General features: G+C 40.5%; 23 protein-coding genes, 9 tRNA genes and 3 rRNA genes. 4 read left to right on the top strand and 31 right to left on the bottom strand.

Going from position 1 to position 26862, the window contains the following annotated elements; all coding sequences use genetic code 11:
* Positions 1 to 35: 35 nt before the first annotated feature.
* Positions 36 to 1670 carry a chaperonin GroEL gene (groL, locus tag MHB42_RS17985; RefSeq protein ID WP_340807866.1) on the bottom strand — a complete coding sequence of 545 codons (1635 nt, stop codon included), beginning with the start codon at positions 1668 to 1670 and terminating at the stop codon, positions 36 to 38.
* A gap of 139 nt (positions 1671 to 1809) precedes the next feature.
* Positions 1810 to 2094, bottom strand: a complete 285-nt coding sequence (gene groES, locus MHB42_RS17990; RefSeq protein WP_340807868.1) for a co-chaperone GroES — start codon at positions 2092 to 2094, stop codon at positions 1810 to 1812.
* 172 nt (positions 2095 to 2266) lie between these two features.
* Between groES and MHB42_RS17995 the strand changes: the two genes are divergently transcribed.
* Positions 2267 to 3031, top strand: a complete 765-nt coding sequence (locus MHB42_RS17995) for a CPBP family intramembrane glutamic endopeptidase (RefSeq protein WP_340807869.1) — start codon at positions 2267 to 2269, stop codon at positions 3029 to 3031.
* Positions 3032 to 3099: 68 nt separating this feature from the next.
* Here the strand turns inward: MHB42_RS17995 and tatC are convergent, their stop codons facing one another.
* From tatC to MHB42_RS18010, 3 genes are all read right to left on the bottom strand, one after another.
* Positions 3100 to 3924, bottom strand: a complete 825-nt coding sequence (gene tatC, locus MHB42_RS18000) for a twin-arginine translocase subunit TatC (RefSeq protein ID WP_340807871.1) — start codon at positions 3922 to 3924, stop codon at positions 3100 to 3102.
* A gap of 17 nt (positions 3925 to 3941) precedes the next feature.
* Positions 3942 to 4127, bottom strand: a complete 186-nt coding sequence (locus MHB42_RS18005) for a twin-arginine translocase TatA/TatE family subunit (protein WP_008176991.1) — start codon at positions 4125 to 4127, stop codon at positions 3942 to 3944.
* A 119-nt stretch (positions 4128 to 4246) separates the two neighbouring features.
* Positions 4247 to 4882, bottom strand: coding sequence for a redox-sensing transcriptional repressor Rex (locus MHB42_RS18010; RefSeq protein ID WP_340807879.1), 636 nt, complete (start codon positions 4880 to 4882; stop codon positions 4247 to 4249).
* A 230-nt stretch (positions 4883 to 5112) separates the two neighbouring features.
* Here MHB42_RS18010 and MHB42_RS18015 point away from each other — a divergent pair, with 230 nt between their 5' ends.
* Complete coding sequence (locus tag MHB42_RS18015; RefSeq protein ID WP_340808634.1) at positions 5113 to 7056, top strand: ABC transporter ATP-binding protein; 1944 nt, start codon at positions 5113 to 5115, stop codon at positions 7054 to 7056.
* Between the two features lie 525 nt (positions 7057 to 7581).
* Here the strand turns inward: MHB42_RS18015 and MHB42_RS18020 are convergent.
* The 7 genes from MHB42_RS18020 to MHB42_RS18050 all read right to left on the bottom strand — a co-directional run bounded on the left by MHB42_RS18020 (position 7582) and on the right by MHB42_RS18050 (position 13168).
* Entirely contained in the window at positions 7582 to 9036 is a 1455-nt protein-coding gene (locus MHB42_RS18020; protein WP_340805685.1) for an IS1182 family transposase, read from the bottom strand.
* Between the two features lie 327 nt (positions 9037 to 9363).
* A complete protein-coding gene (gene tsaD / locus MHB42_RS18025; protein ID WP_402896110.1) occupies positions 9364 to 10380 on the bottom strand; it encodes a tRNA (adenosine(37)-N6)-threonylcarbamoyltransferase complex transferase subunit TsaD in 1017 nt (338 codons plus the stop codon).
* On the bottom strand, positions 10380 to 10832 hold the full coding sequence (gene rimI / locus MHB42_RS18030) for a ribosomal protein S18-alanine N-acetyltransferase (protein ID WP_340807881.1): 453 nt from the start codon (positions 10830 to 10832) through the stop codon (positions 10380 to 10382). Before rimI ends, tsaD begins: the two co-directional genes overlap by 1 nt.
* Complete coding sequence (gene tsaB / locus MHB42_RS18035) at positions 10825 to 11532, bottom strand: tRNA (adenosine(37)-N6)-threonylcarbamoyltransferase complex dimerization subunit type 1 TsaB (RefSeq protein ID WP_340807883.1); 708 nt, start codon at positions 11530 to 11532, stop codon at positions 10825 to 10827. The genes rimI and tsaB overlap by 8 nt, the downstream gene beginning before the upstream one ends.
* Entirely contained in the window at positions 11529 to 11978 is a 450-nt protein-coding gene (tsaE, locus tag MHB42_RS18040) for a tRNA (adenosine(37)-N6)-threonylcarbamoyltransferase complex ATPase subunit type 1 TsaE (protein WP_340807884.1), read from the bottom strand. The genes tsaB and tsaE overlap by 4 nt, the downstream gene beginning before the upstream one ends.
* 112 nt (positions 11979 to 12090) lie before the next feature.
* Entirely contained in the window at positions 12091 to 12429 is a 339-nt protein-coding gene (locus MHB42_RS18045) for a hypothetical protein (RefSeq protein ID WP_340807885.1), read from the bottom strand.
* 663 nt (positions 12430 to 13092) lie between these two features.
* A tRNA-Asp gene (locus tag MHB42_RS18050) sits at positions 13093 to 13168 on the bottom strand.
* A 150-nt stretch (positions 13169 to 13318) separates the two neighbouring features.
* Here MHB42_RS18050 and MHB42_RS18055 point away from each other — a divergent pair.
* Entirely contained in the window at positions 13319 to 13948 is a 630-nt protein-coding gene (locus MHB42_RS18055; RefSeq protein WP_340807887.1) for a TetR/AcrR family transcriptional regulator, read from the top strand.
* 25 nt (positions 13949 to 13973) lie between these two features.
* Entirely contained in the window at positions 13974 to 14147 is a 174-nt protein-coding gene (locus MHB42_RS18060; RefSeq protein ID WP_340807888.1) for a DUF2197 domain-containing protein, read from the top strand.
* 112 nt (positions 14148 to 14259) lie between these two features.
* Here the strand turns inward: MHB42_RS18060 and rrf are convergent.
* The 19 genes from rrf to MHB42_RS18155 all read right to left on the bottom strand — a co-directional run bounded on the left by rrf (position 14260) and on the right by MHB42_RS18155 (position 26860).
* Positions 14260 to 14375: ribosomal RNA gene (gene rrf, locus MHB42_RS18065) — 5S ribosomal RNA — on the bottom strand.
* Positions 14376 to 14477: 102 nt separating this feature from the next.
* Positions 14478 to 17406, bottom strand: a 23S ribosomal RNA gene (locus MHB42_RS18070).
* Between the two features lie 362 nt (positions 17407 to 17768).
* Positions 17769 to 19319 (bottom strand): 16S ribosomal RNA (locus MHB42_RS18075).
* Together the 16S, 23S and 5S rRNA genes with 8 tRNA genes alongside form the textbook arrangement of a ribosomal RNA operon.
* 201 nt (positions 19320 to 19520) lie before the next feature.
* Positions 19521 to 19594: transfer RNA gene (locus MHB42_RS18080), tRNA-Gly, on the bottom strand.
* 12 nt (positions 19595 to 19606) lie between these two features.
* Positions 19607 to 19683 (bottom strand) — tRNA-Arg (locus MHB42_RS18085).
* A 19-nt stretch (positions 19684 to 19702) separates the two neighbouring features.
* A tRNA-Leu gene (locus MHB42_RS18090) sits at positions 19703 to 19788 on the bottom strand.
* Between the two features lie 66 nt (positions 19789 to 19854).
* A tRNA-Lys gene (locus MHB42_RS18095) sits at positions 19855 to 19927 on the bottom strand.
* Between the two features lie 15 nt (positions 19928 to 19942).
* Positions 19943 to 20017: transfer RNA gene (locus MHB42_RS18100), tRNA-Gln, on the bottom strand.
* Positions 20018 to 20022: 5 nt separating this feature from the next.
* Positions 20023 to 20098 (bottom strand) — tRNA-Asp (locus tag MHB42_RS18105).
* A 32-nt stretch (positions 20099 to 20130) separates the two neighbouring features.
* Positions 20131 to 20202: transfer RNA gene (locus MHB42_RS18110), tRNA-Glu, on the bottom strand.
* Position 20203: 1 nt separating this feature from the next.
* A tRNA-Asn gene (locus tag MHB42_RS18115) sits at positions 20204 to 20280 on the bottom strand.
* Positions 20281 to 20367: 87 nt separating this feature from the next.
* The gene (locus tag MHB42_RS18120; protein WP_340807890.1) at positions 20368 to 20829 is read right to left on the bottom strand and encodes a SprT family protein; all 462 of its coding nucleotides are present in this window, start codon (positions 20827 to 20829) and stop codon (positions 20368 to 20370) included.
* Positions 20830 to 20896: 67 nt separating this feature from the next.
* On the bottom strand, positions 20897 to 23068 hold the full coding sequence (locus MHB42_RS18125; protein ID WP_340807893.1) for a Tex family protein: 2172 nt from the start codon (positions 23066 to 23068) through the stop codon (positions 20897 to 20899).
* A gap of 107 nt (positions 23069 to 23175) precedes the next feature.
* Positions 23176 to 23961: an RNA polymerase sigma factor SigB gene (gene sigB / locus MHB42_RS18130; protein WP_340807894.1), complete on the bottom strand. Its 786-nt coding sequence runs from the start codon at positions 23959 to 23961 to the stop codon at positions 23176 to 23178.
* On the bottom strand, positions 23939 to 24409 hold the full coding sequence (gene rsbW / locus MHB42_RS18135) for an anti-sigma B factor RsbW (RefSeq protein ID WP_340807896.1): 471 nt from the start codon (positions 24407 to 24409) through the stop codon (positions 23939 to 23941). Before rsbW ends, sigB begins: the two co-directional genes overlap by 23 nt.
* Entirely contained in the window at positions 24409 to 24741 is a 333-nt protein-coding gene (locus MHB42_RS18140) for an STAS domain-containing protein (protein ID WP_340807898.1), read from the bottom strand. Before MHB42_RS18140 ends, rsbW begins: the two co-directional genes overlap by 1 nt.
* Positions 24742 to 24805: 64 nt before the next feature.
* Positions 24806 to 25801: a PP2C family protein-serine/threonine phosphatase gene (locus MHB42_RS18145; RefSeq protein ID WP_340807899.1), complete on the bottom strand. Its 996-nt coding sequence runs from the start codon at positions 25799 to 25801 to the stop codon at positions 24806 to 24808.
* Positions 25802 to 25813: 12 nt separating this feature from the next.
* On the bottom strand, positions 25814 to 26215 hold the full coding sequence (locus tag MHB42_RS18150; RefSeq protein ID WP_340807901.1) for an anti-sigma regulatory factor: 402 nt from the start codon (positions 26213 to 26215) through the stop codon (positions 25814 to 25816).
* A gap of 294 nt (positions 26216 to 26509) precedes the next feature.
* A complete protein-coding gene (locus MHB42_RS18155; protein WP_053996968.1) occupies positions 26510 to 26860 on the bottom strand; it encodes a type II toxin-antitoxin system PemK/MazF family toxin in 351 nt (116 codons plus the stop codon).
* Positions 26861 to 26862 lie beyond the last annotated feature (2 nt).

Genomic DNA, 26862 nt, shown 5'->3' on the forward strand with positions numbered 1-26862 from the left:
CAAACATTGATATATCAACGTTTTTTCGATATTAATTACATCATTCCTGGCATACCGCCCATGCCGCCCATATCTGGCATTGCTGGTGCTGCTGGTTCTGGAATATCTGCTACCACTGCCTCTGTTGTTAAGAACAGAGCTGCTACAGATGCTGCGTTTTGTAGTGCTGAGCGTGTTACTTTTGCTGGGTCTACTACGCCTGCTTCCATCATATTTACCCATTCGCCAGTTGCTGCATTGAAGCCTACACCGATTTCCTCACGTTTTAAACGATCTACAATGATTGAACCTTCTAGACCAGCGTTATTAGCGATTTGGCGAACTGGCTCTTCTAAAGCACGTAGAACGATTTTCACACCTGTAGCTACATCGCCTTCTACTGACTCAGCCGCTTTTTCCACTGCTGCATAGACGTTAAGAAGTGCAGTACCACCACCTGATACGATACCTTCTTCAACTGCTGCACGAGTTGAGTTCAATGCGTCCTCAATGCGAAGTTTGCGCTCTTTTAGCTCTGTTTCTGTTGCAGCACCAACTTTGATAACTGCTACACCGCCTGCTAATTTTGCAAGACGCTCTTGTAATTTTTCTTTATCGAACTCTGAAGTAGTTTCAGCAAGTTGCGCACGAATTTGACCAACACGTGCCTCGATAGCATCTGCACCGCCTACACCTTCAACAATTGTTGTGTTGTCTTTTGTGACAACAACTTTTGCTGCGCGACCAAGTGCAGAAATATCAGCTGATTTTAGGTCTAAGCCTAATTCTTCTGTAATCACTTGACCACCAGTTAGGATAGCGATATCTTCAAGCATTGCTTTACGACGATCACCAAAGCCAGGTGCTTTTACTGCTACAGCATTGAATGTACCACGAAGCTTATTCACAACAAGTGTTGCAAGTGCTTCACCTTCAACATCTTCAGCAATCATTAATAGTGGACGACCTTGTTGTACCACTTGCTCTAATAATGGTAATACTTCTTGAATGTTTGTGATTTTTTTATCTGTAATTAAAATATATGGGTTTTCAAGAACCGCTTCCATTTTATCTGTATCTGTTACCATATAGTGTGAAGCGTAGCCGCGGTCAAATTGCATCCCCTCTACTACATCAAGCTCTGTTGTAAAGCCTTTAGATTCTTCAATTGTAATAACACCATCGTTACCAACACGTTCCATCGCTTCAGCAATAAGTTGTCCAACTTCATCGTCAGCAGCAGAAATAGCAGCAACTTGTGCAATTTCTTCTTTATTGCTTACAGGGCGAGAAATGGCATGTAATTCTGTTAATGCAGCCGCAACTGCTTTATCAATACCTTTACGGATACCTACAGGGTTTGCACCAGCTGTAACATTTTTCAAACCTTCACGAATGATTGCCTGTGCTAACACTGTTGCAGTAGTTGTACCGTCACCTGCGATTTCATTTGTTTTAGAAGCAACCTCAGCTACTAATTTTGCTCCCATGTTTTCATATGGGTTTTCTAGCTCGATTTCTTTTGCAATTGTTACACCATCATTTGTAATAAGTGGTGAACCGAATTTTTTTTCTAATACAACATTGCGCCCTTTTGGCCCTAATGTTACCTTTACAGCATTTGCTAATTTATCTACACCTTGTAGCATTAATGAACGAGCGTCTTCTGAAAATTTAATATCTTTTGCCATGTGAATTTACCCTCCTGAAATGGAATATTCGTTAAGCTTCATCAATATGTTTATATTAATTTTTGCTTCTTGTACATTGTTATAAAGCGAACAATGACTGTAAGCATTCACCTTATCGAAAGGTGCATAAAATATTGGTTTATTCAATAACTGCAAGAATATCGCTTTCGCGTAAAATTAGGTATTCATTACCTTCAAATTTAACTTCTGTACCAGCGTATTTAGAGAAAATAATGCGGTCGTCAACTTTAACGTCAAGCTCTACACGTTGTCCATTCTCTAAAACACGACCTGTCCCAACTGCTACAACTTTACCTTCTTGTGGTTTTTCTTTTGCCGAGTCGGGTAGCACAATACCGAATGCAGATTTTTCTTCTACCTCGATTAGTTCAATTACAATACGATCTCCTAGTGGTCTTAACAAGTGAAACAACCTCCTATTAATTAAATAATAATTAAGTTTTTATTAGCACTCAATCTCAACGAGTGCTAACACATTTATTATAATAATCAATCACTCTTTTTTTTGCAAGTCAGAACCTCTAAAAATTTTGTTTTCTTTCTATATTCCTCTACAATAGAAATGAAGCATATGAATGGAAAGGATTTTGATTGTGACTAATTTTCAAAAAGTGAAGAAACATAAAAAAACAGGTCTGTACGTTTTACTCATCTATATCCTTATGCAAATTTCAGGTAGATGGTTGCTCTTACCGTTTCATGCACTTGTTCAAAAAATAACAGAGCTATCCCCTGAACAAGCTGCACCTATTACGCAAGGCTGGTATATTGCCCTTAGCTTTGCCATTGCGCTTATTTTAAGCTTAATTCTAACTTCTCGCGATAAAGACTTTTGGAATATTTATCAAGGAAAAAAAGAAACGATACCTCTTACAATCGTCTGGGGAATTATCGGCTTCTTCCTCGTATTCTTTGGTCAAATGATTGGCGCTGTTATTGAAATGACTGTTTTTGGTATCGAAGGAGGCTCGCAAAATACTGCGGATATTGTTGCATTAGCTAAAGGTGCTCCAATTGCTATATTAGCGATTGTTGTATTTGGCCCAATCTTAGAAGAGTTTGTCTTCCGCAGAGTAATATTTGGATCACTTGTCCAAACAACAAATTTTTGGATAGCTGCTATTGTCAGTGCTATATTCTTTGCGCTTATACACTTCGACTTTTCTCATATTCTGCTTTATACGATTTGTGGCTTAATTTTCGCCTTTTTATATCACAAAACAAAACGTATTTGGACTTCAATTATCGCACATATTATGTTGAACGGTTTTGTGACACTTATACAATTCTATGCAGAACCACTACAAAAGTTTCTTGAAGAGCTAGAAAAAATGCAATAAATTTTTGTAAAGCTATCATATGATGAAAAAGCTCGATGCCAAAAAACTTAGGCACCGAGCTTTTATCATTACTGCTGATTAAATTCTTCTATTTGGCGTCGTTGCTGCTCAAGCGCCTCTTCAACTAGGCGTTTTTGCTCAGCTTCCTGTTCCTCTTTTAGACGTAGCTCTTCTGATCTCAAGTATTTTTTATAGCCAATTCGAGAAATCATAATACTAATTTCGTAAAGAATAAATAATGGAACTGACACCATTAAATGCGACGCCAATTCAGGTGGTGCAATAATTGCAGCACATACAAATAATGCAAAATATGAATATTTACGAATACGAATTAATAAATCAGGACTTAATATTCCTATACGTGAAAAGAATAATACAACAATTGGTAATTGGAATAAAAAACCGAATGGTATTGTAAGTTTAAATAAAAATGTAAAATACTCATGTATACCAATCGTTTGCTGAATCTCTAAATCATTTGATAAATTCATCATAAACGTCATGACATAAGGAAATAGTAAAAAATATGAAAAAGATAACCCTGCTAAAAATAGTAAAAACGAATATGGTATATAGCTTAAAGTTGCTTTTCTTTCTATTTCGCTTAAGCCCGGACTAATAAATGCCCATAATTGATACATTAAAATTGGTGATGAAATAATAAACGCAATTAAAAAAATAATTTGGAAATAAATAGACAGTGGTGTTACTACATCAAAAGCATGAAGCTCTAAATTATAGGATTCCCCTGTAGATTGGATGTATTTCACAAGTGGTTTTGCAACAAAAAAACCACCAGCCATAGCGAGAACAAAGAAAACGGCAACTATAAAAAGCCGTTTTCTTAATTCTTCTATATGCTCAATGATAGTTAGATCTTTTGGATTCATTCCTCAAACATCCTAACTTATTTATCTAGTTCTTTCTTTTTCTTATCATCATCGTCTTCGTCGGCCAATCCTTTTGTAGCATTTTTGAATTCACGTAATGTTGAACCAAATGCCTTACCAAGCTCTGGTAATTTTTTAGGACCAAAAATTAGTAATGCCACAACTCCGATAATAATGAGGCTCATAGGACCAATACCACCCATTCCAGCCACCTCCTCTTATATCCATCATTTTAACGCATAATTCGTCAATTTGCTAACTAATTAAATGTGAAAGTTTTTCGTCATAGCCTTCTCTATATCACTAGTAAAGAGTAGCTTTATCAGTCTTCCTGATTACGAATTAAATAAATAAGTGCTTGCAACTCTACAGATAAATCAATGGTTAATAGTTGCATGCTATCAGGCACTGTTAAACGCTCTGGTGTAAAGTTTAAAATACCCTTTGCATTCATTGCAGCAAGGCGATCAGCCATTTTCTGTGCTGAGCGTGAAGATACCGTTAAAATAGCAAGCTCCGCTCCATATTCTGCATATTTTTCTTCTAGCAAATCTGGATGAAAAACAGGAATATTACTAATCATTTTTCCATCTTTAGGAGCTTTTGAGTCAAATGCTACAACAATATGAGTATTATGGTTTTTTTGAAAATTATATTTGAGTAATGCACTACCTAAATTCCCTACGCCAATTAATGCCACCTTTGTCGTTTCGTGCTGATCAAGCGTTTGACTAAAAAACTGTAATAGATGCTGTACATCATAACCGTAGCCCTTTTTCCCAAGAGCGCCAAAATACGAAAAATCACGGCGAATGGTTGCAGAATCTATTTTCATCGCTTCACTCAATTCCTTGGACGATATACGCTCCATACCTTCCTGTGCAAAGTTTTGAATAAATCGATAGTAAAGAGGAAGTCTTTTTGTAGTGGCCTGTGGAATTTTTAATTCTTGTTTCAAACTTTTTCCTCCTTATAGTATACCTAATCCAATTTTACTGTATTTAGCTATAACTATATACAAAATATTTGCTACCCACTAGCGTATTTCCCTTTAGTTAATGGCGCTTTTACGCAACTAACTAAAGGGAAATCGTTTCAATCTTACATGACTGCTCGGAATAAGTAAAGCACTGACATTGCATGCAATTCGTTCATCCATTACACTAAGGTAGAATTGAGGTGTCAAGAATGATTGTTTTACAGGTCAATCAACTATATAAATCCTTTCTTGCAGATGAAATTTTAAGCGGTGTTAAATTAGAGGTGCAACATCGTGATCGCGTTGCCTTAGTAGGACGCAATGGTGCAGGTAAATCTACGTTATTAAAAATCATCGCTGGTCAAATGTCTTATGATTCAGGCGATATTATTATTCCTAAAGGTATCCAAATTGGCTATTTAGAGCAGCATGCCGGATTAAATTCTACATTAACAATTTGGGATGAAATGATGACGATTTTTGCATCACTGCTTGAGCAGGAGCAAACCTTGCGCTCCCTTGAACAGCAAATGGCTGATCCAAATATCTATGAAAACCCTACTGTCTATGCAAAAATTATGGCGGAATATGATCAATTACAGCATACATTTAAGGATGCTGGTGGCTATCAATTTGAATCGGATATCCGCTCCGTGCTTCACGGTATGCAATTTTATCCTGAAGACTATGATAAACCTATCAGCTCATTATCTGGTGGACAACGCACGCGATTAGCGCTTGCCAAGCTCCTACTGAGTAAACCAGACCTTTTAATTCTCGATGAGCCGACAAACCATTTAGATATTGAAACACTATCTTGGTTGGAATCCTATTTAAAGGGCTATGAAGGCGCCATTTTAATTGTTTCGCATGACCGCTATTTCCTAGATCAGGTCGTTTCGATTGTCTATGAGGTTTCTCGTCATCGCGTCACAAAATATACCGGCAACTATAGTGCTTATTTAGATGAAAAGGCTAAAAATTATGAGCGTGATCTGAAGCTATACGAGCGTCAGCAAGATGAGAAAGCTAAGCTTGAGGACTTTATTCAAAAAAATATTGCACGTGCCTCTACAACAAAAATGGCACAGAGCCGTCGGAAAATGCTAGAGCGAACAGAATGGATGGAATCTCCAGAGGGTGATGAAAAATCAGCTAGCTTTGGCTTCACTATTGAACGTCAAAGTGGCAATGATGTATTATCTATTGACGATTTAACTATTGGTTATGGTCAACAAGCAATATCAAGTGGCATTACCCTACGTACCTTTCGTGAGGATCGTATAGCACTGGTAGGTCCAAATGGCGTTGGCAAATCAACATTACTGAAAACAATTGTAAAGGACCTAACCCCTATTTCAGGCGATATTCGTTATGGCACAAATGTGCAAATTGGCTACTATGATCAGGAGCAGGCAAAACTCTCCAGCAATAAAAGTGTTTTAAAAGAGCTTTGGGATGAATGGCCATTAATGAATGAAAAGGATATACGCACTGTCCTAGGACGTTTTTTATTTAGTGGTGAAGATGTGGATAAAGTAGTATCTTCGTTATCTGGTGGTGAAAAGGCACGACTGGCACTTGCAAAACTAATGATGCAAAAGGCAAATTTTTTAATTTTGGATGAGCCGACAAACCATCTTGACTTAGATAGTAAAGAGGTGCTGGAAAATGCGTTAATTGATTATCCAGGGACACTTCTTTTTGTGTCACATGACCGCTACTTTATTAATCGTATTGCCACAAAAGTAGTCGAGCTGTCTGGAACAGGCTCTTTTGAGTATTTAGGTGACTACGATTATTATTTGGAGAAAAAACAAGAACTACTAGAGCTTGCACAAATGAAAGCAGCCTCACAGCCACAAGGACAACAAGAAGCAACTGAAAAAACCTCTACCTCTAAAATTGATAAAGAGGCTAAAAAACGCGAACGTCAAATTAGACGTGCTATTGAGGAATTAGAAGAAAAGATGCAAGAAACCATTGCTACTATTGCACATTTAGAGGAAGCCCTTTGTGATCCTGCGATTTTCACAGACCATGAAAAAATTACAGAGCTTCAAGAGCAGCTAACAACTGCTAAAGAACAACATGAGCTATTCGAATTAGAATGGCTGGAGTTAAATGAAGAGCTTGAAAATATTCATCTATAAGGCTGTCTAAGACCGAGCTATCCACTGAACCTTTATTATGTGGACTAGTTCGGTTTTCTTTACTCGTCACCATTTTTCATATATATTGGTCAAGCGCTATTTTTCGACAAAAAATGCCCACAACTTTATACACACAATAAATCTAGTTGTATCAACATATCAACAGAGTTTTCCACATTGTCCACAATTAAAAATTATTTTATCCACATTCCTTCTTATAAAATCTACTACTATATATAGAATAATCACAAGTTATACACAATTTATCAACATTTTGTGCATAAGTACGCCTGTTCGCTGTTTTTTTATCACTATACCTGTGGATAATTTTCTGAAAAATTTGTCAATTAAACTGCTCCCTCCTTTAGCATTTCTCTACAATTTTTTTAACATACAAAAAGAGGCGTCCTTAGAAAGAGGGCACTGAAAAACTTACATTTTTTACGATGAATTAGTTTTTCAAACAAAAATAAGGCACTTTCCATTCGTTTTTGAATGGAAGGTGCCTTATTTCTTTCTTTTTTCCTACTCTTTTTCACTCAGTAGTTTGAGTATCCGTTTCAGATTGACCGCAAAGATCGTCGTGGCTCCTTGAATTTCCATGCCAAATAAACCCGCCGATTTTGCTGTTTTAAAGCCGTGTGGGTTCTTTAATTCACTATTTTTCGCTTCGATTTTATAGCGTTTGCTGGCAAGTGCTTTGAATTCGGCTGTTTCCTGGAATGCTGCTTGTTCTTGATGTGTATCGGATTGAATCGTTACACTATACGTTTTACTTTTCGCCCCTTCCTTATAACAGCCCTCTCGCATCGGGCAAACTTTACATTTTTCAATATCAAAATGAAACGTTAAACTTTGATTCAGGGTTTTCCTGCCCGTACGTCTTTTGTGAGTTGCCATGTGCCCCGCTGGACAAACAAACATACCCGCATCCTTGTTATAATCAAATTCAATTTTCCGTTGTCCGCTGCCATTTGTGATTACTGGATTTAACTTTGAAATTAACTGAAACTGCTCCGATTTTGCATACACTAAATTCTCTTTCCAGGAATAGGCGGCATCACCAATCACCGTGTCAATTTCCATGCCGGCAGTTCTACTTTTCTCTACCAACTCTTGTAAATAGTGCCCATCACTTTTTTCACCCGTCGTCACAACCGCTGCTGTAATAATACGTTCATCACTCATCGCAATATGCGTTTTAAAACCAAAGAAAGAAGAATCTGCTGACTTATGGCCAACACGTGCATCCGGATCATTTGAATAGCTTAAATGATTCTCATAATCATCTATCACTTCTTTTAAAACATTTAATTTTTCTTTCACAGCCGGGATTTGTGCAACCTTTGATTGTGTTTCGACTGCTTCAACTACTTGACGACAGTAATCTAATTCTTCTGTGACTTCATTTGACGCAGGCTTCTCAGGGAATTTTCCGACCATGTTTTCGTCTAGTTGATACACGGCTTTACGTACATTTTTGGATTTTTCCTGTAAAAATTCTTTGGGCGTTTTCTGGTTATATCGCGCTTTTGTATGGGTAGCGTCGACAATCACCATTTTACTAAGGAGTAGTCCTTTCTCTAAAGCAATTTCAACAGTTTTCTGAATCAGTAAATCTAATAAATTCATATCTTGAAGACGGAGTCGACGGAATTTTGTCAGGGAACTGGGGTCGATCACTTCCTCTTCTGGTGCCATATCTAAAAAATATTTAAAGGACATATCGAATTTTGAACGTTCGATAAGGTCGGCATCCGACAGGTCATGAATCGCTTTTAACAGTAAATATTTAAACATGCGAATCGGTGGAATCGCGTTACGGCCATTAACTAAACAGTATTTCGATTTTAGTTCGTCTAGAATAAATGAGAAATCCACAAGTTCATTGATTTGGCGAAGCATATTGTCCTTTGGAATAATTAAATCGTACAACGCCATGTACGGGCTTAAATTGAATGTTTCCTGTTTAGAAATCATGGTCGCACCACCTTTTATTAGTCCTTTAATTATACAGGAAATTTGTGAGATTATACGAGAGGAAAACCCTTCTAGTGATGAAAGTGGTCCCAGTTGATTGGAATGGAGGCGGCGACTTCTGCGGGAACAGCACGAGCGGAAGCACCCGGACTGAGCAAAGCGAGGGAGAAGGCTGGAGCCGTGCCCGCGAAACGCGTCCGCCGCAATGGAAATCAACGGCATCGAAGAAAAAGAGAGTACAGGAACGAATATTCGTTCCTGTACTCTCTCACTTGTGCCTGAGGGACTTTTTCAGTGCCCTCCTTAGAAAGACACCTCTTCTTTATGTTAAACCCATGATTTTAATTCCATGCCAGGACGTCCATTCATCAATAAATTTCCACGAACCCCCGCTTCAAACATCGGTGCTGCTGCCGCGCCAATCATTGCTGCATTATCTGTGCACAATTTAAGCGGCGGTACAAAAAATGGAATACCTTCCTTTGTGAATACTGCCTCTAATGACGCACGTAAGCCTTTATTTGCTGCGACACCGCCTGCTGCAATTACTTGTTTCACTTGATATGCCTTTGCGGCACGCAATGCTTTTGCTGTTAGTACCTCTACCACACTTTCCTGAAAGCCTTTTGCAACAGCTGTTGGCGAAATTTCCTCTCCTCGCTGATCCATATTATGCTTATAATTAATAACAGCTGATTTCAAACCACTAAAGCTAAAATCATATGAATCTTCCTCCAGCCAAACCCTCGGAAAAGATACAGCCTCTTCGCCTTCATGAGCAAGCTGGTCAATACGTGGGCCACCTGGATAAGGCAAGTTTAACACACGTGCCACTTTATCATAGGCTTCACCTGCTGCATCATCTCGCGTTTCACCAATCACTTCAAATGAGCCATGCTCCTTCATATAGACAAGCTCTGTATGACCACCTGATACAACAAGTGCTAATAATGGAAACTCCATTGGCTGAACAAGTGCATTGGCATAAATATGCCCTGCAATATGATGCACACCAATAATCGGTAAATTATGTGCAAATGCAAAGGCCTTTGCTGCATTAATACCAATCAATAATGCACCTACAAGCCCCGGTCCCTCTGTCACAGCAACCGCATCTAAATCTGCTGGCTTTATATTGGCTTGTGTTAAAGCCTCCTCAATCACCACTGTAATTTGCTCAACATGATGACGTGATGCAATTTCAGGAACAACACCACCAAATCGCTTATGACTTTCTATTTGTGAAGCAACAACATTTGAAACAATTTCATTGCCATTGCGAATAATCGCCGCTGCTGTTTCATCACAGCTTGATTCTATTGCTAATATTATTGTATTTTTCACTATAACTTCGCCCACATAACAAGGGCATCCTCCCCGTTATCAGTATAATAGCCTTTTCGTATGCCGCCGTCTTGGAACTGAAGCTTGCGATAAAGATTTTGTGCAATCGTATTTGTTACACGAACCTCTAAAGACATCATCTCCATTCCATGTAAACGTGCTATTTGCATCGCCTCACGCATAAGTCCTTCACCAATGCCTCTGCCACGTGCTTGCTCCACAACAGCTACATTCGTAATTTGGGCTGCATCAATCACCATCCACATACCACAAAAGCCAATAATGCTACCATCTGCATCCTCAGCTAATACATAATGTGCATATGGGTTCTCATGTACTTCATAATAAAAGGAATCTAATGTCCATGCTACGGGAAATGAGGCAAGCTCAATTTCATAAACTGCTGGAACATCATCAGAAACCATTTTACGATAAGTGACATTACTACTCATGTGTCCTCTCCTTTTGTTCCTTCAACCAATTTGCTTCCGCCTCAGCAATGCGCTTATATTGCGGAACAAAGTGATGGGTAGCTTCTACGCTTGGAAGTGCTACCTGTGTTGCCAAATGAACAGCTTCAGTTGCACGTGGTAAATCAAGGCTAAACGGTGCACGTATTGCTGCATCTCCAAGCACATTAGTAATGCTCTCCCAAAATATATCAACATCTATGCCAACAAACAAAATAGGTGCTTCTAAAGCCTTTAAACGCTCTAATAGCTCATCGATATGTGTATGGTAATCCTCAACAATAGTTTCTAGTGCCATTCCTTGATAAATAGCCGTGTAAACATTGCCTCTACGTGCATCAAAAATTGGGCAAATTAAGCCATTGTATAAAGCAGCATTTGCTGCTAATATTTTCAAGCTAGAGATACCAACTAAAGGCTTTTGTAACGTCCATGCTAGCGTTTTAGCCAGTGTTACACCTATACGGACGCCTGTATAAGAGCCTGGGCCTTCAGATACTGCAATTGCGTCTAAATCGCTTGGCTTTAGCCCTATACGTGTTAAAACCTCTTCAATAGCAGGCATTGCACCTGCCGAGTGTGTTAATTTTATATTTTGCACCATTTCGGCAACCACTTTTCCATCCTTTACAACAGCGATAGAAAGCGGTGCATTTGCTGTTTCTATTCCTAACCAAATCATTTTATTAGCTCCTCACATAGTGCCTCATAGCGTTTCCCATGAGGTATTAATACAAAGCGTCGTTCATGCTCCTCGATTCGGTAAATCTCTATTGCTAGGCGCTCCTGTGGCAAATCCTGTTCAATTAAATGCGCCCACTCGACCACTGATACTGCATCACCATAGAATAGCTCATCCCATCCCAAATCCTCATCGCTTTCTGCTAAACGATAAACATCTAAATGGTTGAAGGGTAGACGTCCCTCATATTGCTTAATTATCGTAAATGTTGGACTGTTTACAGTTCTCGTAACACCCAGTCCCTTCGCTAATGCCTTTGTAAATGTTGTCTTGCCTGCACCAAGGTCCCCTTCTAATGTAATGGTATCCTGAGCTTCTAATAACGCTGCAAGTCTTACGGCAAACTGTTCTGTATCATCAACTGATTTCATGATTATTTCATACATCGTCTTTTTTCCTCTCATTCACTACATTATCTCTAGTTTACCGAAACAAGCGCAAATGTTCAAAGCATCCAATATAAAAACACGCCTTCTCTCCAAAAGACGTGTCTACGTTCTATCTATTAGAATGCCCCTTTACGGCGATTACTTCCTTATCAATTAATTTATCATCTTTAAACTTCACAATATAGCCCTGTGTCATGAGTATTTCATCATCCCAACGATACTCATTTTTTTTAATTTTTTTACCTGCTCCACCTACTGTTTTTACTACTTCAATATAGGTCATATTATTTTGCAATTTCTCAAATTCTGTTTCATTCATATTTTTTTGCCAATGATATGTGTTGGATTCTTCAATTTCTATAATAGGATCACCGCAGCCTATCATGAATGCTATAACGCTGATAAGCATTGGTAGAGAAAGACGTTGTAAGAAATTATTACTTTTCATAGAAACACCCCCGTCATTAATCCAATTACTACTGTATTTTTACCCCTGTTCTTTATTTTAGAAACATATTTATCTAGTAATTCAATAACCTCGGTGCTGTTAAAATACTGCTAGCAACAATAGCCTGTAGACAAAGCTAAGTAATTTCAAGGTAATACAAGATGATGTCAAAAAACTAAATATATGAATAACTTGAAATAATAATGAAAAGTGTATACAAAATTGTCCATGCAGGCACTAGTTTTACTTCAGTGAAGCTGCACCCTTAAAGAATATACTTAATTAGACAGTTTCCATGTATTCATGGTAGAAGACTTCGATGGAGCTACCTCAACTTCAATAAGCACAAGAGTGAGCTAAATAAATTACAGCTTTCAAGCATTCAAAATTTATATAATGGTAAGATTACCCCTTATTCAATTGTTGAGTCCAAGGTACAGCTTTCATGTCGCCTACATTAGCCCATATAGAGCGTCTGTCTGAGGATTGTACATTTATAGAGGCATCGATTTCAACTCTACGCTTACCTTTTATCTACAGTTTAGCTTTCAAAATCGCTAGCTCATTTCTTGCTAAATATTCTATAGGTCAACAATTCCAGCAAATAAAAAAGCTCTTATGATTTAAACTATCATAAGAACTATATTATCAGTTTTATTAAAATGGCGGTCCCGACCGGGATCGAACCGGCGATCTCCTGCGTGACAGGCAGGCATGTTAACCGCTACACCACGGGACCTCTTAAAGACATTGATAAATATATCATAAAAAAAGAAGAGAAGCAATAGATTTTTAATTTTTTTTATGTAAGTTGCACTTAGTAAAGTAGATAACCTTTATCTAAATAATTTTATTTAAATGATTTGTACGATTGTACTAAAATAAATACATGAGTAAAAAAAGTAAACCACTTAATCAAAAAGAGATGTCGTTTATCGAAAAAGCCCGTAGAACTCAAATTGTAGAATGTGCGATTGAAACCATTGCAGAAATAGGTTATGCCCAAGCATCTTTAGGACAAATTGCCAAGCGCGCAAAAATCAGTAAGGGAGTTATTTCTTATCACTTTGCAAATAAAGGAGAATTATTAGAGCAAGTAATTTATGATTACTATACAGCTTGCCAAGCCTATATTGCTCCACTAATAGGAAGTCAAAAATCACCTAAAGAGATGCTTAGCATATACATTGAATCTAATCTTAGATTCATAGATGAGCATCGACGACATATGTTCGCTGTTATAGAAATTGTTTCTAATGAAAGAACCGCTGATGGTAAACTTCGGTTTGCGGCAGACCATGATGACACCATTTTTCTTCCAATTGAAAATATACTCAAGCTGGGGATGCAAGAAGGGATTTTCCGAGAGTTCACCAAACTCTCAGCAAGAGTGATGGCGTTGACAATAAGAAATGCCATTGATGGGTTTACCATTGAATTAATGAGAAATCCTCAGTTAAATGTGCAGGAGTATACTAACGAGCTAATTACAATCTTTGATAAATCAACTAAAAAGTAATGTGTCATAACTTAGGAGGATAACAATGTTTTACTATGAGGTAATTTGTTCTAGCTGTAAAAATAAATTCAGAGTATATGAGGGGTCACTAAGATATAGACAGTTAAAGGAAGGAAGCAACAAAATTTTTCGTTGTGAAGATTGCAATCATAAAATACGTATGGATGCAATCAAAAATTTCTTTAGAGATAGATTATAAAATATTGAGGAAAGCTTCAAAGAGCCTTATTACATACAATAAACGTAATAAGGCTCTTATTCTTTGATAAAAAAGCAGTCAGCTAAATGCTGACTGCTTTTCTATATAGATTGCCTAGCGATGTCCTACTCTCACAGGGGGAAGCCCCCAACTACCATCGGCGCGAAAGAGCTTAACTTCCGTGTTCGGGATGGGAACGGGTGTGACCTCTTTGCCATTATCACTAGACTATATTTGACCTTCAATTTGTAGCTTGAAGCTCTCTTTTGGTTGAAAGAATTATTCTTTCAAAACTGGATAAACAGTGCATTGAATTGCGTCAAACTGGTTTTGGTTAAGTCCTCGATCGATTAGTATTCGTCAGCTCCATGTGTCACCACACTTCCACCTCGAACCTATCTACCTCATCGTCTTTGAGGGATCTTACTTACTTGCGTAATGGGAAATCTCATCTTGAGGGGGGCTTCATGCTTAGATGCTTTCAGCACTTATCCCGTCCACACATAGCTACCCAGCGATGCCTTTGGCAAGACAACTGGTACACCAGCGGTGTGTCCATCCCGGTCCTCTCGTACTAAGGACAGCTCCTCTCAAATTTCCTACGCCCACGACGGATAGGGACCGAACTGTCTCACGACGTTCTGAACCCAGCTCGCGTACCGCTTTAATGGGCGAACAGCCCAACCCTTGGGACCGACTACAGCCCCAGGATGCGATGAGCCGACATCGAGGTGCCAAACCTCCCCGTCGATGTGGACTCTTGGGGGAGATAAGCCTGTTATCCCCGGGGTAGCTTTTATCCGTTGAGCGATGGCCCTTCCATGCGGAACCACCGGATCACTAAGCCCGTCTTTCGACCCTGCTCGACTTGTCGGTCTCGCAGTCAAGCTCCCTTGTGCCTTTACACTCTACGAATGATTTCCAACCATTCTGAGGGAACCTTTGGGCGCCTCCGTTACCTTTTAGGAGGCGACCGCCCCAGTCAAACTGTCCGCCTGACACTGTCTCCTGCCCCGCTAAGGGGCATGGGTTAGAATTTCAATACAACCAGGGTAGTATCCCACCGACGCCTCCTTCGAAGCTGGCGCTCCGAGATCTCTGGCTCCTACCTATCCTGTACAAGTTGTACCAAAATTCAATATCAGGCTACAGTAAAGCTCCACGGGGTCTTTCCGTCCTGTCGCGGGTAACCTGCATCTTCACAGGTACTATAATTTCACCGAGTCTCTCGTTGAGACAGTGCCCAGATCGTTACGCCTTTCGTGCGGGTCGGAACTTACCCGACAAGGAATTTCGCTACCTTAGGACCGTTATAGTTACGGCCGCCGTTTACTGGGGCTTCAATTCGTAGCTTCGCTTGCGCTAACCACTCCTCTTAACCTTCCAGCACCGGGCAGGCGTCAGCCCCTATACGTCACCTTACGGTTTTGCAGAGACCTGTGTTTTTGCTAAACAGTCGCCTGGGCCTATTCACTGCGGCTCTCTCGGGCTTTCACCCTAACAGAGCACCCCTTCTCCCGAAGTTACGGGGTCATTTTGCCGAGTTCCTTAACGAGAGTTCTCTCGCACACCTTAGGATTCTCTCCTCGACTACCTGTGTCGGTTTGCGGTACGGGCACCTCTCACCTCGATAGAGGCTTTTCTTGGCAGTGTGAAATCAGGAACTTCGTCCATACGGACTCGCCATCACAGCTTGGCGTTACAGTGTGCGGATTTGCCTACACACACGCCTTACTGCTTGGACGCGCATTTCCAACAGCGCGCTTACCCTATCCTCCTGCGTCCCCCCATTTCTCAAACGGTGAGGAGGTGGTACAGGAATATCAACCTGTTGTCCATCGCCTACGCCTATCGGCCTCGGCTTAGGTCCCGACTAACCCTGAGCGGACGAGCCTTCCTCAGGAAACCTTAGTCATACGGTGGACGGGATTCTCACCCGTCTTTCGCTACTCATACCGGCATTCTCACTTCTAAGCGCTCCACCAGTCCTTCCGGTCTGACTTCAACGCCCTTAGAACGCTCTCCTACCACTGACATCGTAGATGTCAATCCACAGCTTCGGTGAATCGTTTAGCCCCGATACATTTTCGGCGCAGCGTCACTCGACCAGTGAGCTATTACGCACTCTTTAAATGATGGCTGCTTCTAAGCCAACATCCTGGTTGTCTGTGCAACGCCACATCCTTTTCCACTTAACGATTACTTTGGGACCTTAGCTGGTGGTCTGGGCTGTTTCCCTTTTGACTACGGATCTTATCACTCGCAGTCTGACTCCCGTGTATAAATATCTGGCATTCGGAGTTTGTCTGAATTCGGTAAACCGGGATGGCCCCCTAGTCCAAACAGTGCTCTACCTCCAGTATTCTCATCACGAGGCTAGCCCTAAAGCTATTTCGGAGAGAACCAGCTATCTCCAAGTTCGATTGGAATTTCTCCGCTACCCACACCTCATCCCCGCACTTTTCAACGTGCGTGGGTTCGGGCCTCCAGTAAGTGTTACCTTACCTTCACCCTGGACATGGGTAGATCACCTGGTTTCGGGTCTACGACCACGTACTACTTCGCCCTATTCAGACTCGCTTTCGCTGCGGCTCCGCCTTCTACAGCTTAACCTTGCACGTAATCGTAACTCGCCGGTTCATTCTACAAAAGGCACGCTATCACCCATGAACGGGCTCTAACTACTTGTAGGCACACGGTTTCAGGTTCTCTTTCACTCCCCTCCCGGGGTGCTTTTCACCTTTCCCTCACGGTACTGGTTCACTATCGGTCACTAGGTAGTATTTAGCCTTGGGAGATGGTCCTCCCGGATTCCGACGGAATTTCACGTGTTCCGCCGTACTCAGGATCCACTCAGGAGAGAACGAACTTTCGACTACAGGGCTATTACCTGCTCTGGCGGACCTTTCCAAGTCGCTTCATCTAACTCGCTCTTTTGTAACTCCGTATAGAGTGTCCTACAACCCCAAGAGGCAAGCCTCTTGGTTTGGGCTCTTCCCGTTTCGCTCGCCGCTACTCAGGGAATCGATTTTTCTTTCTCTTCCTCCAGGTACTTAGATGTTTCAGTTCCCTGGGTCTGCCTTCAAGACGCTATGTATTCACGTCAAGATACTACGCCATTAAACGTAGTGGGTTCCCCCATTCGGAAATCTCCGGATCAAAGCTCACTTACAGCTCCCCGAAGCATATCGGTGTTAGTGCCGTCCTTCTTCGGCTCCTAGTGCCAAGGCATTCGCCGTGCGCCCTTAATAACTTAACCGTCGGCTTTCGATATACATCGTTATCCAGCGTCAGCTTCATTCGCTCGCTCAGTCACGTACAGAGGTACGCTCCTTTACTCACTCAATCGCTTCCTTGTCTAACTCGTATCTCAAAACCCTTAAATTATTAAGCCTAAAAAACTTAAAAAATAAATGTGTTTGTTACAATTTCAATGTCGTTTTATCCAGTTTTCAAAGAACAAAGCTACTACCTGCTTCTACTTCTTCGCAGCTTTGCGACGAAAGCGTAGCGACAGGAGCACATATATGAAGTATTTCATTCGAAAGAATGAACCTTCAAAACTGAACAGCAAAACGTAATCGTACAAACCCAAGGTTTGTATTCCGAAAATATCCTTAGAAAGGAGGTGATCCAGCCGCACCTTCCGATACGGCTACCTTGTTACGACTTCACCCCAATCATCTATCCCACCTTCGGCGGCTGGCTCCAAAAGGTTACCTCACCGACTTCGGGTGTTACAAACTCTCGTGGTGTGACGGGCGGTGTGTACAAGGCCCGGGAACGTATTCACCGCGGCATGCTGATCCGCGATTACTAGCGATTCCGGCTTCATGTAGGCGAGTTGCAGCCTACAATCCGAACTGAGAACGACTTTATCGGATTAGCTCCCTCTCGCGAGTTGGCAACCGTTTGTATCGTCCATTGTAGCACGTGTGTAGCCCAGGTCATAAGGGGCATGATGATTTGACGTCATCCCCACCTTCCTCCGGTTTGTCACCGGCAGTCACCTTAGAGTGCCCAACTAAATGATGGCAACTAAGATCAAGGGTTGCGCTCGTTGCGGGACTTAACCCAACATCTCACGACACGAGCTGACGACAACCATGCACCACCTGTCACCGTTGCCCCCGAAGGGGAAACTATATCTCTACAGTGGTCAACGGGATGTCAAGACCTGGTAAGGTTCTTCGCGTTGCTTCGAATTAAACCACATGCTCCACCGCTTGTGCGGGCCCCCGTCAATTCCTTTGAGTTTCAGTCTTGCGACCGTACTCCCCAGGCGGAGTGCTTAATGCGTTAGCTGCAGCACTAAGGGGCGGAAACCCCCTAACACTTAGCACTCATCGTTTACGGCGTGGACTACCAGGGTATCTAATCCTGTTTGCTCCCCACGCTTTCGCGCCTCAGCGTCAGTTACAGACCAGAAAGTCGCCTTCGCCACTGGTGTTCCTCCAAATCTCTACGCATTTCACCGCTACACTTGGAATTCCACTTTCCTCTTCTGCACTCAAGTCCCCCAGTTTCCAATGACCCTCCACGGTTGAGCCGTGGGCTTTCACATCAGACTTAAAGGACCGCCTGCGCGCGCTTTACGCCCAATAATTCCGGACAACGCTTGCCACCTACGTATTACCGCGGCTGCTGGCACGTAGTTAGCCGTGGCTTTCTAATAAGGTACCGTCAAGGTACAGCCAGTTACTACTGTACTTGTTCTTCCCTTACAACAGAGTTTTACGATCCGAAAACCTTCTTCACTCACGCGGCGTTGCTCCATCAGGCTTTCGCCCATTGTGGAAGATTCCCTACTGCTGCCTCCCGTAGGAGTCTGGGCCGTGTCTCAGTCCCAGTGTGGCCGATCACCCTCTCAGGTCGGCTACGCATCGTCGCCTTGGTGAGCCGTTACCTCACCAACTAGCTAATGCGCCGCGGGTCCATCCTGTAGCGATAGCAGAACCATCTTTCAACTCAGAAACATGTGTTTCCAAGTATCATTCGGTATTAGCCCCGGTTTCCCGGAGTTATCCCCAACTACAGGGTAGGTTACCCACGTGTTACTCACCCGTCCGCCGCTAACGTCAGAGGAGCAAGCTCCTCCTCTGTTCGCTCGACTTGCATGTATTAGGCACGCCGCCAGCGTTCGTCCTGAGCCAGGATCAAACTCTCCATAAAAAGAAATTTGATTTGCTCAAATTGTTTTGCTGGCATCTCATCTTCATTCGATGTCCAAAATTATTTCGTTCACTTACTAAAGTAAGCTACTAAAATTTATTGATTACGTTTTGCTTGTTCAGTTTTCAAGGTTCATATTGTTGCCTTTTGGGACAACTTCTTAATTTTATCATACATCCGAAATAGATGTCAATACTTTTTTGGAGCGGGTGATGAGAATCGAACTCACGACATCAGCTTGGAAGGCTGAGGTTTTACCATTAAACTACACCCGCATATATAAAATTTGGCGCGCCCGACAGGAGTCGAACCCATAACCTTCTGATCCGTAGTCAGACGCTCTATCCAATTGAGCTACGGGCGCTTATTAAAATTAATCGACTTGGTGCGGCCGAGAGGACTTGAACCTCCACGGGGTTGCCCCCACTAGGCCCTCAACCTAGCGCGTCTGCCATTCCGCCACGACCGCATTCATTTAGTAACTTTTCTAGTATACTTACATCAACCTAAAAAGTCAACTTGTTTCTTAAAAAGATGAGCCATGAAGGACTCGAACCTTCGACCCTCTGATTAAAAGTCAGATGCTCTACCAACTGAGCTAATGGCTCAAATTAAGAAATGAATGGCTGGGGTACTAGGATTCGAACCTAGGCATGACGGAATCAAAATCCGTTGCCTTACCGCTTGGCTATACCCCAATAAGTGGCGGTCCCGACCGGGATCGAACCGGCGATCTCCTGCGTGACAGGCAGGCATGTTAACCGCTACACCACGGGACCTTTATATGCTTATTAATATTAATTATGAAAAATGACCCCTACGGGATTCGAACCCGTGTTACCGCCGTGAAAGGGCGGTGTCTTAACCACTTGACCAAGGGGCCATGGCTCCGAAGGCAGGACTCGAACCTGCGACAACCTGATTAACAGTCAGGTGCTACTACCAACTGAGCTACTTCGGAATAATTCATATTATGTCGTCGTCATCTTATCGACTTTTTCTATTATAAGGACAACACAATCAAACGTCAACCTTTTTTATAAAATTTTTATTCTAATTGCTTCAGCCTCCCTAAACACTTGCTACAGCAGTATTTTTCCATATTCATTTTTATCTTTCTCATATATAATTGCTGACAATTGACACACATATACGTGTAGGAGCGGCGTTGTTTTTGTGCGGTAGCTTTGGGCGATTGTAAAGCCGAGCAAAAACGAGGCGCATTTACTTTTTTTAATAACTCTTTAAAATCTTTATCTCGATGTTTGTAACCCTTTCCCTCGATATGTAGATGATAATGGCATAGTTCATGAAGAACGATTCCTTTAACTTCTACAAGACCATATTGCTCATAAGCCTTTGGGTTAATTTCGATATTATGTGATTGTAGCAAATAACGTCCACCCGTTGAACGTAACCTGCTATTAAAATATGCTTGATGAGTAAATGGTTTATGAAAGCTTTCCATAGATAACTGACACACAAGTTGCTGTAGTTCCTCATTGTTCATAGTCATCACCTCTAACAACAAGAATACCACACTGCACAGTATTGGCAGTGTGGCAAAAAATTATTACTTAATCCATTGTTTGATTTTTTGGTGGAAGCATTGTTAAAGAAATGCGTCCTTTATTAATATCAATTTGTTCTACCCAAACGGTTACGATATCACCTAAGGCTACAACTTCCAATGGGTGCTTAATGCGTCTATTTTGTAATTTAGAAATATGCACTAGTCCATCTTGCTTCACACCAATATCAACAAATGCTCCGAAGTCTACGACATTTCTAACCGTTCCCTGCAATTCCATCCCAACTTTTAAATCTTCCATTTTTAATACATCTGTTTTAAGCAGTGGCTGTGGGAAAGCATCGCGTGGGTCGCGACTCGGCTTCATCAATGTTTCTACAATATCTTGAATCGTTACAACGCCGATTCCTAGGGCATCACTTAACTTTTGAATCTCTAAAGCCGCAATAGCTTCTTCTGCCTTTGGTGTGCCAAGTTCTTTTTTATCAATTTGTGCCTCTGCTAATATTTGCTCAGCTATTTTGTAGCTTTCAGGGTGAATACCTGTAGCATCAAATGGATTTTTAGCTTCTGGAACACGTAAAAAGCCGATTGCTTGCTCATAGGTTTTAGCACCAAGCCTTGGAATTTTCTTTAACTGTGCACGTGTTGTAAATTGACCATTTTCTTCTCGCACCTTAACTATATTTTCCGCAACTGTTTTGGATAAACCCGAAACGTATTGTAAAAGTGATGAAGAAGCCGTATTTACATCTACACCTACTTGGTTAACTGCTGTTTCTACAATAAATGTTAATGATTCATTTAATTTTTTCTGGGAAACATCATGCTGATACTGACCTACACCAACAGCTTTAGGTTCAATTTTCACCAACTCTGATAAAGGGTCCTGTAAGCGGCGTGCAATCGAAACGGCACTTCGTTGCTCTACCTGTAGATCAGGAAATTCTGCACGTGCAATATCAGATGCTGAGTACACAGAGGCACCCGCTTCATTGACAATAACATACGCTACATCTGTAGCAAGCTCATTTAATACATCTGCAATAAACTGCTCTGTTTCACGAGAGGCTGTACCATTCCCAATAGCAATAATACTAATTGGGTATTTTGCTAAAATTCCTTTCACAGTAGCTTTAGATTTTGCTACATCGGGTTTAGGTGGATGAGGATAAATAGCTGTAACCTCTAGCATCTTCCCTGTTTCATCTACAACCGCTAATTTACAGCCTGTACGATAGGCTGGGTCTACACCTAGTACATATTTGCCCTTCATAGGTGGCTGTAATAAAAGATTACGTAAATTTTCAGAGAAAATATGAATTGCCTGTGCCTCTGCTTTTTCTGTTAGCTCGTTTCTTAGCTCTCTTTCGATAGATGGTTGAATTAAACGCTTATATGAATCCTCTATTGCTAGCTTGACTTCCGCAATAGCGGGAGATGAACCAGTTGCAGGTATCCATTCCTTCCACATAATCATTAATACTCGGTCTATTGGCACATGAATTGAAACCTTTAAAACCTCTTCTTTTTCTCCTCGGTTGATCGCTAAAATACGATGAGGAACAATGCGACTTACAGGCTCCTTATATTCGTAATACATTTCAAAAACATTTTTTTCATCTATCTCTGCATTTTTTATATTTGTTACAAGCATGCCATCTTTCCATGAATACGCACGAATTTTCTCACGGATAGTAGCATCGTCAGCAAAACGCTCTGCTAAAATATCTCGCGCGCCTGCTAGTGCATCTTCGAGAGAAGCCACCTTGTCATGGTCTACAAAATCAGCTGCTAGTTGCTCTAATGAATCATTACTATATGCTAGTAGCAAGTCTGCAAGGGGTTCTAAGCCTTTTTCTTTAGCAATTGTTGCCTTTGTACGTCGCTTTTGCTTATATGGTCTATATAAATCCTCTACACGCTGTAAAACTGTTGCTGCAAGAATAGCTTGTTCCAATTCAGGTGTAAGCTTGTCCTGCTCTTGAATTAACCGTATAACCTCTTCCTTGCGTTGCTCAAGCTGCTGTATGTAATGATAACGATCCTCCACAGCTTTAATTTGCACCTCATCAAGAGAGCCTGTCATTTCTTTTCGATAGCGTGCAATAAATGGTACTGTATTTCCCTCTTCCAATAACTTAATAACAGCATCCGCTTGCCCCGGCTTAACCGCTACATCCTTGGCAATAAGCTGTAACATTTGTTTATGTTCCACATTATCCCTACCTTTTTCTTTTCATTCTACCATTACACTTTACTAAACATACAAAAAAATAGTCTACTCAGGCGACCGTGAGTAGACTATTTTTTAACTGAGAAAACTTAGAGCGAAACACCGCCGCTTGCTAGAATGGCCTCTTGTAATTTTTTTATAGCTTTTCTTTGTATGCGAGATACATGCATTTGCGAAATGCCTAATCGTTCTCCAGCTTCTTTTTGACTAAGCTGCTCTAAATATGTAAGCTGAATAACTTGTTTTTCCCTCTCATTTAACACGACCATTGCATCGGAAACAAGCATTCGTTTATTGGTCATTTCATAGCCATCATCTTCTCTACCCAAAATATCGAATAGTGTAACCGTGCTACCATCTGAATCAGACTCTATTGAATGATCCATTGAAAGCGCCTGATAGCTGCGCCCCATTTCCATCGCCTCTAATACTTCTTCCTCTGCCACTTCTAATCGTTCAGCGATTTCCTGAATGGATGGAGAACGCTGCAATTCAATTGTCAGCGCTTCCACTGTTAATTTAATTCTTGGGCCTAATTCTTTAATGCGTCTAGGCACATGAACATCCCATGTTTTATCACGTAAAAAGCGCTTAATTTCCCCAACAATCGTTGGCACAGCAAATGCTTCGAAACTACGACCGACATTTGGATCAAAACGTCTAATTGCACCTAATAAGCCCAGCATTCCTACTTGAACAATATCATCATAATATGATTTGCCATTTGAATATTTACGCGCTATTGACTCAACTAAATATCGATAATGAATCACTAAGTTGGTTTGTGCTTCATCATCCTCCGTTGACTGGTATAATGCAATCCACTTTAATACATCTTCTTTGGATGAAGATTTACGTAGTGATTCTTTCGACATTTTTTTCCACCTGCTCCCTAGAGACATACTTTGTCATGAAAACAGTTACGCCACCATCGTTATTAATCATCACCTCATCCATTAAAGTTTCCATTAAATAAAGTCCCAAGCCACCTTCTCTTAGCCCTGCAATGCTCTCCTCAGGGTGATACGGTCCAATTTTAGACTTAACCTCTTCAAAGCTAAAGCTATTGCCATAATCCGCAATCATGATTTCGATTTTATTGTCATACAACGCACACCCGATGACGATTTCGCCTTCCTCATCTTCCTTATAAGCATGATGTACAACATTTGTTACTGCCTCACTTGCCGCAATTTTCAAATCCTCAATATCATCATAGCTAAAGCCAACTCTAGCAGCTAGGCCAGAAACAGTTAAACGAATAACACTGACAAATTGCGGTTTAGCAGGAACTCTAATTTCTATATAATCAAATTCCTTCATTAGCTTAATTCCACCTTTTTATCAGTTTCGATATCCATTAAATCACTTAAACCCGTTATTTCAAACAATCTTTGTAGCCTATTGGATAAACCAACAAGCTTTACTTTGCCCTTTTCACGTACGACTCTTTTATAAAAGGCAACAAAAATACCAAGCCCTGTACTATCCATGTAGCTTACCTTGGACAAATCCAGCTCAATTTCTAATCCTTCAGTAATTTTAACAGCTTCTAATTCCTCACGTAGACCAGAAGCTGTAAATGTATCGATTTCTCCCTCAACAAATCCATACAATTTATGATCAATTTCTTTAAAATGTATTGTCACATCCATATAGCCATACCTCCACCATATTTATTAGACTGTTCCCTGTTCCCCATTCAATTAAAACATAAACCTATTTTTTTAAAATGACTACAGTAAAATCATCTGATAGGTTAAAGCCATGTATTTTCTCTATTTCCTGATATAGAAGCTGACATAATTGTTGGGCTGGTAAATGCTTGTGCTCCTTAATTAGTGCCGTAATAACCTGCCTGGAATTTAAGTCATCATGCTTTCTAAACTCTGTAACCCCATCAGTCATCATTGTAATAATATCATTTTCCTCCAAAACAATTTCCTGATATGTGTATTTTGTGTTTGGTAACACACCAAGCAATAATCCTTTTGCCTCTAATGAAAAGAATTGGTCTTGTTTGGCATTATAATGCAAAGCTGGTTCATGACCTGCTGATGCATAGGAAAAAATATTTTTTTGAATATCTAAACAGCCATAAAACATGGAAACAAACATACTATCATCAACACCTTTTTCAATTACCCTATTGATAACTTCTAAAACATAGGAAGGCTCTTTGTAAGCATATTCTAATGTTTCCAGACCATATTTCACCATCGACATACATAAAGCAGCAGGAACACCTTTACCGACTACATCTGTTACAGCTACACTTAAATGCTCTTCGCGGTGATGAAAAAAGTGTACATAATCGCCATTTATTTTGCGGGCTGGCACAGATATCATTCCTACATCAACGCTTGATAATTGTGGTATATATGTTTTTAGCAATGTTTTTTGAATGCTTGTAGCAATTTTCATTTCCATCTCATATTCTGCTTGTTTTTGCAGTAGGCTTTGATGCTCTCTATGTGCCATTCCATAGTGCACCATTACTTCAATAAGAAAATCATATGCTGGCTGTTCCTCATTCATTCTATCGGGAAATATTTCGGCAACAGCGTTTTTATGAATGCTAACAACATCCTCTGGTGATATGTTTTTTTGAATTAACTGACGTGTGAAATTTTGAGCAATATATAAATTTTTTTCAGTTTGATTAACGATATAATCTGCTAATATTTTTTTATACTGAGCTTCTAATTGTTTCATTTTTCTCACGTCCTAACGCAGCCATTTTTCCGCCCTGATCGTTGTACCCTCTCCAATAACAGATTGAATTTCTAAGCTATCCATCAATCGCTTAACACCTGGTAGACCAGCACCTAGCCCGCCTGATGTAGAATAGCCCTCTTCCATAACCTTTCGAATATCTTGAATTCCAGGTCCTTGGTCAGTAGCAATCACTACTATTTTCTTGTCAGTGTCTGTTTCAACTCTTTCAATTTCAATCCTACCTATATTTGCATATAAATAGATATTTCGTGCTAATTCACTAATTGCTGTGGTAATGCGAGCTTGATCAACAGTGCCAAATCCAAGTGCTTTTGCTTCATTACGCCCCAGTTGTCTTGCTGCAACAATATCCCACTCAGTAATAATTTCAACCGAAGACTTACATGTCACTGCTGTCCCTCCAATTTCTTAAGGTGTTATCCCCTTACACTTTTATTCAATCTGTTTGTCGTTATTTAATACTTAATAGTATCTATAAATGGAATATTCTATGTAAAATTTTATATACCTCTTAAGAAATTTATCAAAAAGCTATTTTTTTGATAAATCTTGAATCTATCTTAAAGCTTTTCATACTGTTTTTAAATAGCAAATTCAAATTATGGTAAGGAAGTAATTGATTCTATAGGATGAAAAAAGCACCGAGATATTTGTAATCTCGATGCTTCTATACATATATGTATATCAAAATTTAACTAAACCTAAACTAATCATCAACGCACCATCTACTTTTTCCATCACAGCCTGATCGAGCTGTGTGATACGATCTGTCAATCTTGACTTATCAATTGTTCGCACTTGTTCGAGCAAAATAACCGAATCACGTTCGAAACCATACTTTTCAGCATTAATCTCGACGTGTGTCGGTAACTTTGCCTTTTGAATTTGTGCAGTGATAGCTGCGATGATGACAGTCGGACTAAATCGATTGCCAATATCATTTTGAATAATCAGCACCGGTCTAGTTCCCCCTTGCTCAGAACCTATTACCGGCGATAAGTCTGCAAAAAAAACGTCACCACGTTTTACATTCAAAG

Source organism: Lysinibacillus sp. FSL K6-0232, assembly GCF_038008325.1.
Lineage (GTDB): Bacteria > Bacillota > Bacilli > Bacillales_A > Planococcaceae > Lysinibacillus.

Excerpts from the sequence above, each read along its gene's own strand:
- MHB42_RS18005 (WP_008176991.1), bottom strand. The coding sequence starts at position 4,127 with ATGGGTGGTATTGGTCCTATGAGCCTCATTATTATCGGAGTTGTGGCA.
- groL (WP_340807866.1), bottom strand. The coding sequence starts at position 1,670 with ATGGCAAAAGATATTAAATTTTCAGAAGACGCTCGTTCATTAATGCTA.
- tsaE (WP_340807884.1), bottom strand. The coding sequence starts at position 11,978 with ATGTATGAAATAATCATGAAATCAGTTGATGATACAGAACAGTTTGCC.
- MHB42_RS17995 (WP_340807869.1), top strand. The coding sequence starts at position 2,267 with ATGGAAAGGATTTTGATTGTGACTAATTTTCAAAAAGTGAAGAAACAT.
- MHB42_RS18015 (WP_340808634.1), top strand. The coding sequence starts at position 5,113 with ATGATTGTTTTACAGGTCAATCAACTATATAAATCCTTTCTTGCAGAT.
- MHB42_RS18055 (WP_340807887.1), top strand. The coding sequence starts at position 13,319 with ATGAGTAAAAAAAGTAAACCACTTAATCAAAAAGAGATGTCGTTTATC.
- sigB (WP_340807894.1), bottom strand. The coding sequence starts at position 23,961 with ATGTCGAAAGAATCACTACGTAAATCTTCATCCAAAGAAGATGTATTA.
- MHB42_RS18060 (WP_340807888.1), top strand. The coding sequence starts at position 13,974 with ATGTTTTACTATGAGGTAATTTGTTCTAGCTGTAAAAATAAATTCAGA.
- rimI (WP_340807881.1), bottom strand. The coding sequence starts at position 10,832 with ATGAGTAGTAATGTCACTTATCGTAAAATGGTTTCTGATGATGTTCCA.
- tatC (WP_340807871.1), bottom strand. The coding sequence starts at position 3,924 with ATGAATCCAAAAGATCTAACTATCATTGAGCATATAGAAGAATTAAGA.
- MHB42_RS18140 (WP_340807898.1), bottom strand. The coding sequence starts at position 24,741 with ATGGATGTGACAATACATTTTAAAGAAATTGATCATAAATTGTATGGA.
- rsbW (WP_340807896.1), bottom strand. The coding sequence starts at position 24,409 with ATGAAGGAATTTGATTATATAGAAATTAGAGTTCCTGCTAAACCGCAA.
- MHB42_RS18045 (WP_340807885.1), bottom strand. The coding sequence starts at position 12,429 with ATGAAAAGTAATAATTTCTTACAACGTCTTTCTCTACCAATGCTTATC.
- MHB42_RS18020 (WP_340805685.1), bottom strand. The coding sequence starts at position 9,036 with ATGATTTCTAAACAGGAAACATTCAATTTAAGCCCGTACATGGCGTTG.
- tsaB (WP_340807883.1), bottom strand. The coding sequence starts at position 11,532 with ATGATTTGGTTAGGAATAGAAACAGCAAATGCACCGCTTTCTATCGCT.
- MHB42_RS18120 (WP_340807890.1), bottom strand. The coding sequence starts at position 20,829 with ATGAACAATGAGGAACTACAGCAACTTGTGTGTCAGTTATCTATGGAA.
- MHB42_RS18145 (WP_340807899.1), bottom strand. The coding sequence starts at position 25,801 with ATGAAACAATTAGAAGCTCAGTATAAAAAAATATTAGCAGATTATATC.